We start from the raw sequence: 15,690 nt of genomic DNA, 5'->3' as shown, positions 1-15,690 counted from the left end.
AAAGCCGCAGCAAATTTGCTACTTTTTGAAATTGTATCGGAAAAAACTTGCCTTTAGGCTTAGTTATAAAAATTTATATCTTTAATTTGATAGGAAACGTAAATGAAAATTCAGGGAAAACATTTTGTTATTACAGGTGGCGGTTCAGGCCTAGGCGCAGCAACAGCGGAATATCTAGTTGAAAAGGGGGCTTCAGTCACTTTGGTTGATATGAATATCGAAGCTGGGGAGCAACAAGCGCAGACTTTGGGTGCAGCAGCAGAATTTGTAAAACTGGATGTGACCGATGAAGCGGCAGCAGAACAGTTCTTTAAAGATGTATTGGCGAAACATGGCAGCGTTTATGGTTTGATCAACTGTGCCGGCATTGGTCCATCTGCAAAAGTCGTCGGTAAAGAGGGCGTACATGATTTGGCCATGTTCTCAAAAACCTTGCATATCAATGTCACAGGTACATTCAATATGCTACGTTTTGCAGCAGATGCGATGAGCAAAAATACCGTAGCAGAAGACGATGAAGATCGAGGCGTGATTGTGAATACCGCGTCAGTGGCGGCCTTTGATGGTCAGATTGGACAAGCGGCTTATTCGGCATCAAAAGGTGCTGTGGTGGCGATGACTTTACCGATTGCACGTGAGTTAGCGCGGCATGGAATTCGGGTCATGACCATTGCTCCAGGGATTATGGAAACCCCAATGTTGAAAGGTTTACCTCAAAATGTACAAGATTCCTTAGGGCAAATGGTGCCTTATCCATCACGTCTAGGTCGCCCAGAAGAGTTCGCGCGTTTAGTGGCGCATATTGCTGAAAATTCCTATTTGAATGGTGAAGTGATCCGTTTGGATGGTGCAATCCGTATGGCTGCAAAGTAAATTTTATTTTAATTCAGAGATTAAACTCTGATTTTATTTAAAGCCGTTGTGGATCTCACAGCGGTTTTTCTTTGGTATTTGATATTGTGTCCGAATCGATTTCGTTTTAAGGTCGAATCATAATATTGATCTGGATGATAATAACAACGATGAAAGCAATGATTTTTTTATCTGCAGCAATGTCTGTGTCTTTAGCAGGTTGTGTGGGCAATATGAACCCGACGGGTGGCAACTCAAGACCGAACTATCCTTATTACGTCACGCAACAACCGATGCTGGTTAAAAAAATCCATGTTCCAGCAGGAACGACTTTGGTCTATGAGGAACAGTACTTCAAAAAAGGCAAACAGCCTGAGATCATGTCAGTAAATAAACTGACCGATATTCGATTGCCCATTGGCCAAAGCATTGATTGGGGTGGTGTACCAGTCACCATGATTTCACAGTTTTTTAATTCAGCTATGCGCGGCTATTCTGTGTATCCCGACTTTAAAAAATTAGATGCAGCTAAGCGAACCAGATTTTCTCAGCTATGGCAGCGTTGTGATGATGATCTAGGCATCAGCATCAAAGATCGAAGGGATTGGTCATTTAATAAAGCCAATATTGCTGATGTGCAGAGCTGTAGCGGTCTTTATCAACGTTACTTTAAAAATGACAAAGAACAGCAGCAGTTCTTGGATCTTATGTATCATGAGTTGATGAAAATCAATGGTCAATAAAAGAGGCAAAGCTGGTTTTGCCTTGCCTTATATTAAAGATTATTTGGCCTTAACTTCATCGCCAATCAGATAAAATGTACCGCCTGCAATGTAATGCAGGCTGCGCAACGCTTTACTGGCCTCTTGAAAGTGCCAATGACCATCACGAAATACCCGTGAATCAGCCCAAGCACCCACCACCGAGCCGATAAACAAATCATGCGCTTGTTGATTGTGTGGTTCTGGAATCACTTTACAGACCAGCCAAGCCAGGCTACCTGCCACCAGTGGGACAGGAAAATCATCTTGGTAAAACAATTCAGTTTTGCATTCTTCTAGCTTGCTTGGATGATCAAACTGACTGATGCTTCCAAGTTGATGCACCATATCAATTTGCGCATAGCAGGGCACTTGTAAGGCAAAATAACCACTTTGCTCAACCAATTGGCGAGTCTTGGTACTTTTATCTAAGACCACTGTGACTTTGGCTGGGGTAAGTTCCAGTGCGCAAGCCCAAGCTGCTGCCATGACATTGCGCTCTTGCCCATATTGAGCAGAAACCAAGACTGTCGGGCCATGATTGAGCAGGCGATAAGCTTTGGAAAGTTCAACTGCGGTAATTTCTGGCTGACTCATATAACATCCACAAGGTTGAGACATCGCTCCATTGTTACATAAACTTTTGTAAAACTTTATTCAATTTCCCAACGTTTATAGGCACGATTAAAACTTGAGAGAGAGGAATACCCCAATTTTTTAGCAAGTTCATCTTTGGTGATAAAAGGATTCAACATCAGTTTTTTTGCTTTTTCCTTTCTTACTTCATCATATAAGGTTTGAAAGCTGATCATTTTTTCTTGCAACATCCGTTGTAAGGTTCTTTTGGTCAGGTTTAGCTTTTGAGCAACTTGATCAATACTCAATAAGCCCTCTGTTTTATCATCAATCAGATATTTGACCCGTTGTAAAATATCTTGTGTCGCAAGTAGTTCATCCAATTCTTTCTGGCACAGTAATTTAAATTTTTCTGCGGTGAGAGGATCAGCCATACTAAGTGGCGCATCAAGAAAAGTTGCAGCGGCAATTAAGCGGGTATAGGGCTGTTCATAACGTATCTCTGCAAAAGTCGATGTCAATATCTCATCAAAACGAGAAAAATAATTAGGGTATTTACATTGTAGATCAACACTTGGCTTGAAATCTGGAATAAAGAAACGGACTAAATGCACAAAACCGGTCAGAAAGAAAATACAGCTAAATTCGTAGGCTTGTGTATCTGATTCATCATTAAAATTCAGTAGTGATCGATCATAGGCAATGTTGTAATAGGCGAGCTCATTTTCAACTTTAAAATTTAATTCGACAAATGAACATTGCAAGCTGACAAATTGATTAATGGTTTCAATGGCTTCTAAGGCATTTTTTGAAATGGCAACGGTAAAACCGAGTAAGCCATGCGAACTGATTTTTAACTGCGTACCTGCATAAAAACCGATGCCTTGTTCCTGTGTCAGTTCAATGGTTCGGGCAATCACTTTTTTAAAGGCATTCAGGCTGATCTTATCATTGAGATCAGATAGTTTGTCGATTTCAACACCCGTGCCCCAAAATAAGGTTTCAGCTGAAATATTCCATCGTGATACCACCTCACTCAGTAGGTGTGCATAAGAACTGCTAATAAAATGCTGATTATGAAGACGGGGAATACTCATAGTGCGAAGTAAATTCCATGTTAAAGCTGATCCAATTCATTCTGAAATTAAAGCAGAGTGATGGATTTGAAAATGTACATTCATCGGAATTTTTTCAATCCAGCGTAATTTTGGCACGAATTGTTATGATTTTGGCACAGTTTGTTTTAGTCTAAAAATCACACAATATTTCGAAGGAGTATAATTTCTGCCAGTCGTTTGTATGCTCGGAATGATTCCAGATACGAAGAAAAAGACTAAATCGTTGTAATAAAAATGAAAAATGCTAGGAGCAAAACGTGAAGAAAAAATATTTAAATGTCATGGCGCTAATGGCGGGCATATTGGTGAGTAGTGGATCTGTGGTACATGCAGGTTTGTTCGATTTTTTTGCACCAAAAGCATCATGGCAAAACTGTAATGTGAACTCTTGTTCAGTCGGCGGTAGCACCAGTGTTACATCAAGCTATGCAAAAACCAAGTATCCAATTCTACTTGCGCACGGGATGGCAGGCTTCTCTGCTGTTGGTCCTTTGCAATATTGGAATGGCATTACCGAGGACTTGGTGGGTAATGGTGCGAATGTATTCGTTGCACAGCAAGCTTCTTTTAATTCATCGGAAGTACGCGGCGAGCAATTGTTGCTACAGGCGAAGCAAGTATTGGCAATTACAGGTGCGGAGAAAATTAACTTAATTGGCCATAGTCATGGCTCTCAATCGGTTCGTTATGTCGCAAGTTTGTTGCCGAACAAAGTTGCTTCAGTCACAGCAGTGGGTGGTCCAACCAAAGGTTCAGATGTTGCAGATGTGGTTGACTCAGTGGTTAAGTCACCTGTGGGTCCAGTACTCGCACCCGTGATCGCAGCAGGGGTAAATGCCTTCTTCTCATTGGTGGGGATTGGTTCAGGACATTATTATGATCAAGATGCACTGGCGGGCTTAAATTCATTAACCACTAGCGGTTCAGCAAACTTTAACCAACGTTTTCCAGCAGGTGTACCAACCACAGCTTGTGGTTCAGGAACAGAACTGGTCAATGGTGTACGTTATTATTCATGGAGTGGAACCAGTCCATTTACCAATGCTTTAGATCCAATGGATTATGCATTAACAGCAACTTCTTTACTGATTTCTGGTGAAAATGATGGCTTGGTGCCACGTTGTTCGAGTCATTTGGGCACCGTGATTCGTGACAATTATGCATTTAACCATTTGGATGAAGTGAATCAGATTCTCGGTTTGGTTGGATTCTTACAGAACCCAGTAACACCTTATCGTACTCAAGCAAATCGTTTAAAAAATCAAGGTTTATAATTCATTTACCAAAGGAGCAATTCGTTGCTCCTTTGGTTTTAACGGTTCAAACAAAGAAAGAATGATAAATAGAGCAAGGGATGATGAACGGTAAATTTTTGAATAATAAAACCATTAGTATAGTTTTAATCGCATGTTTATTGCTCTTATTGGCTTTAATCTATTGGATATTTAAACCAGATCCTCAAAATAGCCAGCATGCGCCGAATCAACAGGCTCAATCACAGGTCTCAGAAAATGGCTTAGAGGCAGGTCCGCAGCATAATCAAAAAGGCAAAATGCCTGAATTGGCATCTTCATTGCGAGGCACTGAAATTGACTGTCCGATTCAGGTTGATGCCGATGGTAAATTGATTTTAACCGTTGGAATTCGCAGTTGTTTTGATTATTTCTTTTCTAGTTTAGGTGAAAAAACTGAAACGGAACTGATTGCAGATATTCGACAGTATCTCAGTGCGACTTTACCTGACACGGCTTCAAGTTATGCCAGTTATTTGCTAGATCAATATGTCGCCTATACCCACGCCTTAAAAAATATCAAACCGACGGGTAATTTTAAAACTGGTGATATTGATGGTTATCAAAAAGTGATTGAGCAGATGTACAAAGTACAACAGCAATTTTTTAATGCCGCTGAGATCAATGCTTTATTTGGTAATGAACGTAATTTGAACCAGTTTAATATCGATCAAATGCGTATTCATGCCAATAAAACCCTGACCGCTCAGCAAAAGGCGGCTGAATTGGCGAAATTGATTGATCAACTTCCAACAACTTTGGCTGATGGCGTTCGGGTTTCGATGCAATTTGCTGAGTTGCAGCAGTTGACTCAAGAAGTTCGGGAAAACGGTGGTTCAGCACAAGAGCTGCGCAATATGCGTGAAAGTTTATTAGGGCCTGAAGCGGCGGATCGTTTGGAAAAGGTTGATCAAGAAGAAGCCGGATGGCAAACGCAGGTGAATGGATATTTGGCAGCACGTGACCAAATTTTAAAAAGTGATGCAAGTGATGCCAGTAAACAGCAGTCGATTAATCAATTACGCAATCAATCATTTGGAACTAAAGAAGATTTATTAAGAGCGCAGTCTTATGAAATGATGCATGATCGGAAGTAGAGTCAAAGTAATAGATGGAAATATAATCGGTAATCATTTTATTAGGCAAAGTTGAATATGTATGTGGCTGATTATATTGGTTTAGCATTGATCCAAGATATGACAGATAAGTGTTTGCCTCAGTCTGAAGTGATGATTAAGGGGGAAAACACAGGGGTTATGGTTGAGGGTAAAGTGTTAGAAGGTGTGGTTTGTGTATATTCTCACTGCTATCTTCTTTTCCTTAGCCATGATTGTATCTTTGAAGAAACTTTAACTTTGGCCTTAGTCGATCTGGATAAAAATATATTGTTGGAGTCATTATGGATAGGACTGGCTTATCAGACTGATATCTTTACTGGTCCGAGGATATGTGATGATAAAATCTTATTTGAATTTTTAGCTGAAAAAACATGGGTTCTTCACGTATTACAAACTGCCAGAATTCGATTTCCTATTTCTTTAAACGCTTTGATACATCGTGGTTTTCAGTTTAAATCTTATCTCCAGTTAGAACATTAATTTATGTGACGTATGCCGTCATGAACCGCAGTTGGATTGTCTAAATTCTCAATCTCTTTTTCTAAATGACGTATGCCGTCATGAACGCCCTTGTAACTTACCCATTCCGACGACAAGTTTTCTAAATGACGTATGCCGTCATGAACTGTAGCAAGTAAACCAAGCTTTAGAAATGCATTTTCTAAATGACGTATGCCGTCATGAACTATAAAATAATGAAAATAATATAAGCTAAAACATCAAGTTATATCCAAAAAGGCAGAAATACCCAAAGTTTTTAACTGATATAGTAACTTATTGATTTTATTAAGCTGTTAAAGAGTAAGAAAAATATTGGGGTAAAAATAGCTTTTTGTCAAAAGAAAACAGTGTTCGTTCCAATTTATTACTTTCCTCAAATCCGACATCGACTTAAAATCAGCATTACCCTTGATGATAAAGAAGCAAGTCACGTGTCAGACCATTTAGAAAACGAATTTGAGCTAAGTAATGAGGAAATGCATCTCTATAGTCGTCAGATTTTATTAGATGGTTGGGATATCGAAGCACAAGAAAAACTAAAACTCGCCAATGTACTGATCATCGGAGCAGGCGGGATTGGTTGTACCAGTGCTGAGCTATTGGCACGCGCAGGTGTGGGCAAGATTACGATTGTCGATGCTGATACCATTGAAATAAGTAATCTACAAAGACAAATCGCATTTACAGCAAATGATTTAGGTCGGTACAAAGCCGAAATATTGGCCAAACATCTACAAGACATTAATCCGCATATACAGGTCAGTTATCAAAATATACGATTCGATGAAACGAATGCTGATGAACTTGTACAGCATCAAGATGTAGTCTTAGATGGTTGCGATAATTTTACCACCCGTTATCTGGTCAATACAGTATGTAAAAAGCATCAAGTCCCACTCATCAGTGCGTCAGCAATTGGTTTTGAGGGGCAGATGTTTATGGTGGATGCTGATTCAGCCTGTTATGAATGCCTCTTTCCAAAAGAAGAGCATGCCAATGAAGGGCTGCGCTGTGCAGAGTCTGGCGTATTGGCAACTACACCTGTAATGATGGCGTCATTACAAGCACATCACACTTTGCTGTTTTTAGGGCTTGGTCTGACGCCATTGAAGCAAAAATTATTGCTTTGGAATGGCTTAAATCTATCGCAACGCATTCTTAAATTTGAAAAAGATGTAAATTGTCCAGTTTGTCAGGCAACTTGATCGGTAAATTGAGCAAAATTTGCTAAACTAATGCCATCTGTGAGGCAAGAAAGATTATGAAAAGAAATATTTTATTCGATGGATTACGATCTGTTGCACGTATTGGTGAAACAGTGGTGGTTGCAGCACAAGCAGGTGTGAAATATGCAACTGAAAAACCAAGCAACGCCAAACTTATGCGTGAGACCTTTGAGTCGCTTGGTTCGACTTATATCAAACTGGGGCAATTTATTGCCAGTACGCCGTCTTTATTCCCCCGCGAATATGTTCAGGAATTCCAAGGCTGTTTAGATCAAACCCCGACTTTACCGTTTAGCTATATTCAAAAAGTATTAGCTGAAGAGTTTGAAGGTCGTAATCTCAATGAGATTTTCAGTTTTATTGATGAAAAACCTTTGGCTTCCGCCTCAATTGCACAAGTCCATGCCGCTCGATTAGTCACTGGCGAAGATGTGGTATTAAAAGTTCAAAAACCTGGTGTCGAAACCATTTTATATACCGACTTAAATGTAGTGCATTGGGCGACAAAACTTTTAGAAAAAGCTGTACCAAAAATCAAGTTTGCATCGCTTTCTGAAATTGTGGATGAGATCAAAACACGGATGGTACGTGAAGTTGATTTTATTGAAGAGGCCCAGAACTTAGATGACTTTATTCAGTACTTAAATGTGTCTGGTAACCAAGCGGCAACTGCACCAAAAGTTTATCACCAGTTTTCGACTCGCCGTGTGCTCACTATGCAGCGTTTATATGGTGTGTCATTGACTGACTTTGATGTGGTGAAACAATATGCCAAAGACCCGACGCAAGTATTGATTACTGCGATGAATACGTGGTTTGGCAGCTTAATGCTATGTAAGAGTTTCCATGCGGATTTACATGCAGGCAATCTGATGCTGCTTGAAGATGGGCGTATTGGTTTTATTGATTTCGGTATTGTTGGACAGCTAAACCCTGAAGTATGGACAGCATGTATGGCGTTTATGGATGCTTTACAGCATACTAATTACAACGCAATGGCTGAAAACATGCTGAAAATGGGCATGACTCATCAGAAAATTGATACCCAAGTATTGGCTGATGATTTAGAGCGCTTATTTAGTGGTGTGTTATTGGCAGATCCTCAAGAAATTCTCAGTTCCAATCCTGCAGATTTGAATGACATCATGATGGATATGGTGGCTGTAGGTGAGCGTCACGGCATCAAATTCCCACGCGACTTCGCCTTGTTATTCAAGCAAATGCTATATTTTGATCGTTTCATGCGTGTTCTCGCACCATATACCGATATTTATGCTGACCAACGTTTAAAAATGGTTCACAATATTGAACCTGCTTCGTTTTTAAAGCATTAATTTATTTATCGGTTCATTAGGTCATTATGGATGTCATTATAATTGAAGGGTTGAAGGTTGATACTGTGGTTGGCTGTTTCAATTGGGAACGCCAGATTATTCAACCTTTAATGCTAGATCTCACCATTCATAATGATCTATCACACGCTGCCTATTCGGATGAGCTAGAAGATACGCTCAACTATGCGCAGCTTTGTGAGCTTGCAGCCCAAGTTATACAAGAGGCGAAACCGAAACTGATTGAGCACGCCGCACAATTGGTACTTGAATGTCTATTTACCACTTTCCCCTCGATCGAATCGATCAGTATCACCATTCGCAAACCCGCCATCATTGCACAAGCCAATGCAGTAGGAATTCGCCTTGAACGCAACAGAAACAATTTTTGCGCTCGCACTGGCGAGTAATGTTCAGCAGCAACAAAATTTCACTTTTGCCTATGAGCAGCTCGCAAGTTTGGGCACAGTGGAATTTTCTCCGATTTATGAAATTCCATGTCGAGACGGGATCGGGGCTGATTATTGGAATTCTGCCTGCCTATTAAAGAGTCGGCTTTGTGTCGATGAAGTGACAGAAATTCTTAAAAAATTAGAAGCACAATCAGGTCGAGTTCGTCCATCACATCATATTAGTTTGGATATTGATGTGATTGCGTGGGGTGAAACTTTAGATCATATGCAATTTAATCCAAAAAAGTTACCATTGGCTTTGGATGTAAAAATTCCTTTATATGATTTATGGCAGCATACAGATTTAGCCTATCTTCAAAGCATGCATTATCCTGTCATTACAATGTAATACTTTGATAAAGTAACACTATAATAATAGGAAGTTTTTTATGAAACTTATTTTAATTTTGTCGACTTTAACGGTTTTACTTTCGGGTTGTGCGGCCATGAGTGTCGAGCAATGCAAAACAGCAAATTGGTTTAATGTGGGCGAAAGAGATGGCTCCGATGGGCATGAATCCCGTTTAGACAAATATTATTCTTCTTGTCAAAAAGCCAATATTGTGCCCAATCAAAAACTCTATGAACAAGGCTATCAAAAAGGTCTCGGCTATTATTGCCGACCCGAGATTATCTTTAGTGAAGCGCTCGAAGGTCGTGGTGATATTCGTGTTTGTCCAGTCGAAAAACGTGAATCCTTACGCAGCTACTATCAAGTGGCTAATGAATACTATCAAGCAGATTCGGAGCTTAATCGTTCTCAAAATGATATGAACCGTTATTTGAAAGAGCTGGAACGGAAAGATCTTTCAAGCAAAGTACGGGATGATTATCAAAAACGTTTATATGATTTGCGCATCAATAGCAGCTGGGTACAGTCACGTTACCATCAAGCTGTTCGAAATCTAGAACGCTTTAAGGCCGAACATGGTTTGTATTAAACAGTGATGCTTAAGTGATGATTTAAAAAAATCCATGGTTGCGTCTATGGATTTTTGTTTGTGACGAAACACACTTGAGTTACATACGCATGTATACAGGGATGTTTAAATAGATAACAAGCGAATAATGAAGGAATTATTTATGCAAGCCAAGTTACTTATTGCTCTAGGGATTATCCTCTATGGCAGCATGAACTCAGCCTATGCAATTGATGCCAAATATAGACAACAATTAGAACAATCGGGTTGTACCCAAGTCAGTGAAGTACAGGGCTGTGATATAACGAAAAGCAAAGAGGAAAATAGCAAGGCGGGATTTGTCGAGCAGACGGAGGTATTAAGCCCGAGTGCATCAGCAACAACGCAGCAACCACAGTGGATTGCGGAAAGATCAGATGGCACAACTTTGGCTCTGATTAAAATTGATCCGCAGCAGCGGGTTTGGGTGAATGACACGCGTGTTATTGCAGTAAAGAAGAATGATCAGTTGAGTTTTAGACAAGGTAAAATCGACTACACGATTTTTACAGATTTAGATAAGCAGTCGCAGAGCTTTTGGAATGACCGTTATTCGACTGATAAAGGCAAAATTGTATTTCGTTAATTTTGATCTTGTCAGTTAAAAGAAAAGGGAATTACCTCGCAATAATTCCCTTGGATAACTTAAAGATAATAACTGGTTTTAGTCATGAGTTTTGAAATGGCAGTCATGGTAATCCGTACAGGTGCAGGTAAGTCCACACCACCTGCTTCTAAGGCGGTATCGCGATGATGCAATTCATCTTCATTCATCTGGACTAAAATTTTACGTGAACGTTCATCATGTGCAGGAAGTTGTTGGATATGTTCCTGTAGGTGCTGACTAACTTGACGTTCCGTTTCTGCCACAAAACCTAAGCTATATTTGTCGCCTGCAATCCCTGCAATCGCGCCCATACCATACGACAAGCCATACCAAATTGGATTTAACACACTGGTGTGGCTATCTAATTCTTTTAAGCGATCTTCACACCAAGCTAAATGGTCTTGTTCTTCAATCGCGGCTTGCTGCATTTCTTCACGGACATGCGGTAATTTTGCAGTGAGTGCTTGACCATGATAAAGCGCTTGAGCACAGACTTCACCACTATGATTAACTCGCATCAAGCCTGCAACATGACGGGCATCACTGACACAAAGTTGTGATGGTTCATCATTGGCAGGATTGGTCCGTTGAGCACTGGTCGCGCCTGGTACCAAACTACGTAAGGCTTGATCAAAAGAATGAATTACTTTATCGAGACCTGTGTAATGACGCATAGATTAATCCTCTAAAGTATTGGGAGCATTTTCCAATAAAGGTTTTAGGCGTTTTAATAACCAAAATGAAAAAATTGCACTTAAAACAGCGGTAATGGTAAATAAGATTTTAATATCAATTTTTAAAATGCTTAAGATTAAAATCGAGAAAACTGCGGAAGAGACCATAAATACAGCATTTAAAATGTTATTTGCTGCCACAACTCGCGCTCGGTGTGAGCGTGGTGAATAGGCCTGCATCATGGCATAGAGTGGCACAATATAAAATCCACCACTAATGCCCAGTAAAGTCACTGCCAACATCACATGATAATAGACTGCACCGAGCGTAAACATATCTTTTAAGCTGAGTAAGTCACCTGTACGCTCAGGTACAAAGGCTAGACTTGCTGCCAGATATAGCGCGAAAACGGTTAAACCAATTGCGCCATAGGGCACCATCTTAATATTAATGTCTGACCCACCAATTTTTCGGCAAAGCAAAGAACCGACACCAATACCGACCGAGAAAAAGGTGAGTAATAGGCTCACCACATTTTCTGAAGCATGCAGGTTTTGTTGAGTCAATTGCGGAATCTGGGTTAGGTAGGTTGCACCATAGAACCAATACCATGAGTTGCCTAGCAAAATTACAAATACGACAGGGATGCTTTTGGCATATTTGATGGTTTGAAAACTAGTACGAATAAAGTTCCAATCAATTTTTAAATCGGGTGCAGCAACTTTTTGAGGCAGAATAAAACGACTACATAAATAGCCTAAGCATGCAATCGCCACGACCGTAATACTAATCCAAAGTAAGTTACCTTCAGACGTGGCAATCACGGCACCACCTAAAATCATCCCCAGTAAAATCGCAATCGATGTACCTGACTGAAACAAGGCATTACCTGACATGAGTTCTTGTGGTTTTAGTATTTCAGGCAAAATCGCATATTTGATTGGGCCAAAACAGGTTGAGTGAGTACCCATTAAAAACAAGGCGAACAGCAGTAGCCACAAATTCCCGAGCAGGAAGCCAGCAGTACCAATTAACATGATCACGATTTCTAATATTTTAATGAAGCGAATTAGTTGCGAGCGCTCGTATTTATCTGCAATTTGACCAGCAGTCGCTGAAAAGAAAAAGTAGGGCAAAATAAATAATAAGGCAGCTAAATTATTGAGGGTACTGACAGGGACACTTTGTTGTTGAATCCAGCCATAGGTAATAACTAACAGCAGCGCTTGCTTATAAACATTATCATTAAGTGCGCCAAAGAACTGAGTGAAAAACATCGGGGCGAACCGACGCGAAGTCATTAAGTGCTCGTCTTGTTTCATCGTGTGTTCACTTCATTGTGATTTATAAAAAAATGTGACGAACTGTAAAAATGTGATGAAATGCATGTATGATACCTATGTCTGATTGGATGAAAAATCAAAGATTTGAAGTTATTTCACCCATCAAAAACGATAAATTAAAAAACAAATTTAGAGTTTTACATGCCATCTAAAACGAAGTTTAAACAGTCGACACTGGTTCATTCTATGCATTTAATTTTTAAAATGCAGGGTTTTCCTAAACTTATTTGTAGTGGTTTTTTAATTAGTTCTTGTATATCAGTTGCTTATGCTCAAGAACAAAATTCAACTGTGTCTGAAAATCAGGCAGCTGAACAGACGGAACAACCGGTCGAATTGGCCGTTGCAGCGGCCGCGCCGATGGTTCCAGCAATCAATCTTGCTGATCAAGGGGTATTGCCAGGGCAAGACAGTTTGGCTGCATTAAAAGAACAAGAACAATCCACTAACCAAATTAACGAATTGAAACCGATTCAGTTGGATGACAATTTAGAAAATTTGCCTGTGATTCCAGTGGATCAGGGGATGGCAAATGAAATCTTCCGTGTTGCTGAAGATGCGAAAAATGAAGCACAAGCATATCGCGAAAATACGGCAAGAAATCCTGAACCTATCATTGCTGATGCATCACAGACGGAACTGACGGAAATCAAGCAAGCACCGCTGAATATTGACCAGTTGATGGGTGAGATCCAAGCAGACAGTAAAATCGTGGTTGAGGCCAATGAAACAGGTAAAACATTAGCTGATTTGCAACCTAAGTCTGATCAACCACAGGAAAAAGTTGGATTCTTTAAGCGAATTGTGAATCGTTTCCGCCCAGATAATTTACTCAATACGGACAAAATTCCACGTATTTCTGCAGATGTGACGGGTGCACCTGCGATTTTGGCACTGAATATCAAAGCCAAGCTATCTAGCTTCACTCAAGAATCCTTTGAAGATTTTAATGTTGCCTTACCGCAACTGCGTGCTTTGACCAATCAGGCAGCGCAAGCAGTAGGTTATTACAATGCCACTTATACCTTTGTAAAAGAAAGTGAAAGCAAAGTAAAAGTCATTGTGGTGCCGAATGAACCGGTAAAGATTAAAGAACAAAATATTGAATTTACTGGTGCAGGTGCTAATACACCGCAATTCCAAGTGATTCGATTAATTCCAGAACAAGATGTCGGTGATATTTTTAATCACGGTTCATATGAAGCAACCAAAACTAAAATTACCACGGTGGCTTCGGACAATGGTTATTTCGATGCTTTTTGGCGATTGCATGATGTCAAAATTAGTCAGCCTGAAAAAACAGCTGAGATTAATTTAAATTATGAAACAGGTGAGCGTTATAAATTAAAGCAAGTTGAGTATCGGATGAGTGATCCAAGCAAGCCGTTGCCACTCACTCAGAAGGTTTTAGATAGTTTGGCACCATGGAAAGAAGGTGATGATTATGCCTTCTGGCGTGTCAATGCATTGGCGAACAACTTAACCAACTCGCGTTATTTTAACTATACCTTGGTTGATACGATCAAGCCAGATGCCATTCAACCGCCTCTTGATTTACCACCTGACTTGCAAGCTTTAGTTGATCAGCAACGTGTGCAAGAATCACAATTGATGAGCAGTCAACAAAAAGCAGATATTGCGCGTGCAAAAATTACCTCTGCGCAAGAAGTGACGCAGGATGTCGTGGATGAATCGCAATTTTCAGGTGCTGAACCTGCACAACCTTATGCTTTGGCTCGTTCAATGCCAATGCCCCCTGCACATGATGATGACGATGAAGAACGTCAAAAACTAGAAGAGCAAGCACGGGTAGAACGCAAAATTCCTGTTGTGGTGACGCTGAATGCCGATCGTTTAAATAGTCTTGAAACAGGTATTGGTTATGGTACAGATACGGGTGCACGTATTCGTACTCAGTACCGCCGTGCCATCGTCAATAAATATGGGCATTCTTTCGATGCCAACGTTGAGGTTTCAGAAATCCGTCAATCGATTGATGGTCGTTATAGCATTCCGTATAAACATCCATTAAATGACTACTTTAACCTTGTGGGCGGTTATGAACGTGAAACCCGTGACGATATTGGTCCAGATGTCAACTTATTGGTTGAATCAGCGGTACTGGGTGGTGAGCGTGTAATTAAGAATCCATTGGGTGATTGGCAACATACTTTTGGTTTACGTTATCGTTTAGACCGCCTCACCAAAAAAGGTGATGTCAATGTTGATGAATTACCTGATGCTTTTAAAGTTTCAGGAATTGATTCTGAGCAAGAATCTTTGCTATTGGGTTATGAAGCATCAAAAACCAATACCAATACCCGTTTAAATCCAACCCGTGGATTTAAACAGACTTATAAAGTCGAATTGGGGACTGAATCTTTACTCTCCGATGCCAATATGGCAATTGTAAGTGCAGGTTGGCGCTTCATCTATTCCTTGGGTGAAAATGACAATCATCAATTTGTCGGTCGTGGCGATGCAAGTTATATTTTCACCGATGACTTTAATAAAGTTCCTTATAACTTGCGCTTCTTTACTGGTGGTGATCAGTCTTTGCGTGGTTTCGACTATAAGAGCTTATCACCTGAAGAAAATGGCTATAAGATAGGTGGTCAAGCCTTAGGTGTTGGCTCCTTAGAATATAATTATCAATTTAAAGATGGCTGGCGTGCTGCTGTGTTCTCGGACTTTGGTAACGCTTATGACAAACAATTTAGCAACCCAACCGAATATAGTGTGGGTGTGGGCATCCGCTGGAGATCGCCAATTGGACCAATTCGATTAGATATCGCATCGGGTATTTCTAATGATAACAATCCAATTCGATTGCATTTCTTTATTGGTCCACAGCTTTAAAACTTTTTAGCCCTGTGTTT

At 40.2% G+C, this 15,690-nt stretch carries 16 protein-coding genes; 12 read left to right on the top strand and 4 right to left on the bottom strand.

Features of this window, described 5'->3' with window-relative positions; translation table 11 throughout:
- Positions 1-102 precede the first annotated feature (102 nt).
- On the top strand, positions 103-873 hold the full coding sequence (locus tag F902_RS13855; RefSeq protein ID WP_005204363.1) for a 3-hydroxyacyl-CoA dehydrogenase: 771 nt from the start codon (positions 103-105) through the stop codon (positions 871-873).
- A gap of 149 nt (positions 874-1,022) precedes the next feature.
- Positions 1,023-1,595: a hypothetical protein gene (locus F902_RS13850; RefSeq protein ID WP_005204361.1), complete on the top strand. Its 573-nt coding sequence runs from the start codon at positions 1,023-1,025 to the stop codon at positions 1,593-1,595.
- A gap of 39 nt (positions 1,596-1,634) precedes the next feature.
- Here the strand turns inward: F902_RS13850 and F902_RS13845 are convergent, their stop codons facing one another.
- A complete protein-coding gene (locus tag F902_RS13845) occupies positions 1,635-2,210 on the bottom strand; it encodes a flavin reductase family protein (RefSeq protein ID WP_005204360.1) in 576 nt (191 codons plus the stop codon).
- Between the two features lie 56 nt (positions 2,211-2,266).
- Positions 2,267-3,286 carry a helix-turn-helix domain-containing protein gene (locus tag F902_RS13840; RefSeq protein ID WP_005204359.1) on the bottom strand — a complete coding sequence of 340 codons (1,020 nt, stop codon included), beginning with the start codon at positions 3,284-3,286 and terminating at the stop codon, positions 2,267-2,269.
- Between the two features lie 278 nt (positions 3,287-3,564).
- Here F902_RS13840 and F902_RS13835 point away from each other — a divergent pair, with 278 nt between their 5' ends.
- From F902_RS13835 to F902_RS13795, 9 genes are all read left to right on the top strand, one after another.
- The gene (locus F902_RS13835) at positions 3,565-4,581 is read left to right on the top strand and encodes a lipase family alpha/beta hydrolase (protein WP_005204358.1); all 1,017 of its coding nucleotides are present in this window, start codon (positions 3,565-3,567) and stop codon (positions 4,579-4,581) included.
- A gap of 83 nt (positions 4,582-4,664) precedes the next feature.
- Positions 4,665-5,696: a lipase secretion chaperone gene (locus tag F902_RS13830; RefSeq protein WP_005204357.1), complete on the top strand. Its 1,032-nt coding sequence runs from the start codon at positions 4,665-4,667 to the stop codon at positions 5,694-5,696.
- Positions 5,697-5,753: 57 nt separating this feature from the next.
- On the top strand, positions 5,754-6,197 hold the full coding sequence (locus F902_RS23125; RefSeq protein ID WP_005204356.1) for a hypothetical protein: 444 nt from the start codon (positions 5,754-5,756) through the stop codon (positions 6,195-6,197).
- Between the two features lie 497 nt (positions 6,198-6,694).
- Positions 6,695-7,423, top strand: a complete 729-nt coding sequence (locus F902_RS13820; RefSeq protein ID WP_277606981.1) for a HesA/MoeB/ThiF family protein — start codon at positions 6,695-6,697, stop codon at positions 7,421-7,423.
- A 56-nt stretch (positions 7,424-7,479) separates the two neighbouring features.
- Positions 7,480-8,778: an ABC1 kinase family protein gene (locus tag F902_RS13815; RefSeq protein ID WP_004806458.1), complete on the top strand. Its 1,299-nt coding sequence runs from the start codon at positions 7,480-7,482 to the stop codon at positions 8,776-8,778.
- Between the two features lie 26 nt (positions 8,779-8,804).
- Positions 8,805-9,185, top strand: a complete 381-nt coding sequence (gene folB, locus F902_RS13810; protein WP_005204350.1) for a dihydroneopterin aldolase — start codon at positions 8,805-8,807, stop codon at positions 9,183-9,185.
- Entirely contained in the window at positions 9,142-9,576 is a 435-nt protein-coding gene (locus F902_RS13805; protein WP_005204349.1) for a 2-amino-4-hydroxy-6-hydroxymethyldihydropteridine diphosphokinase, read from the top strand. The genes folB and F902_RS13805 overlap by 44 nt, the downstream gene beginning before the upstream one ends.
- A gap of 40 nt (positions 9,577-9,616) precedes the next feature.
- Positions 9,617-10,168, top strand: a complete 552-nt coding sequence (locus tag F902_RS13800; RefSeq protein WP_005204348.1) for a DUF2799 domain-containing protein — start codon at positions 9,617-9,619, stop codon at positions 10,166-10,168.
- A 142-nt stretch (positions 10,169-10,310) separates the two neighbouring features.
- Positions 10,311-10,772 (top strand): hypothetical protein, encoded by a 462-nt coding sequence (locus F902_RS13795; protein ID WP_005204341.1) that lies wholly within the window; start codon positions 10,311-10,313, stop codon positions 10,770-10,772.
- 59 nt (positions 10,773-10,831) lie between these two features.
- Here the strand turns inward: F902_RS13795 and coq7 are convergent, their stop codons facing one another.
- Together coq7 and F902_RS13785 are read right to left on the bottom strand one after the other, a co-directional pair.
- A complete protein-coding gene (gene coq7, locus F902_RS13790; RefSeq protein WP_005187762.1) occupies positions 10,832-11,467 on the bottom strand; it encodes a 2-polyprenyl-3-methyl-6-methoxy-1,4-benzoquinone monooxygenase in 636 nt (211 codons plus the stop codon).
- Positions 11,468-11,470: 3 nt separating this feature from the next.
- Positions 11,471-12,790: an MFS transporter gene (locus F902_RS13785; protein WP_017401942.1), complete on the bottom strand. Its 1,320-nt coding sequence runs from the start codon at positions 12,788-12,790 to the stop codon at positions 11,471-11,473.
- 162 nt (positions 12,791-12,952) lie between these two features.
- On the opposite strand from F902_RS13785, the gene F902_RS13780 reads away from it, so the two are divergent.
- Positions 12,953-15,670, top strand: a complete 2,718-nt coding sequence (locus tag F902_RS13780; protein WP_005204336.1) for an autotransporter assembly complex protein TamA — start codon at positions 12,953-12,955, stop codon at positions 15,668-15,670.
- The last annotated feature ends 20 nt before the right edge of the window (positions 15,671-15,690 follow it).

This window comes from Acinetobacter higginsii (genome assembly GCF_000369525.1).
GTDB lineage: Bacteria > Pseudomonadota > Gammaproteobacteria > Pseudomonadales > Moraxellaceae > Acinetobacter > Acinetobacter higginsii.
Note: the sequence above shows the minus strand (reverse complement) of the source record. Positions and strands in the feature narration are given on the sequence as shown.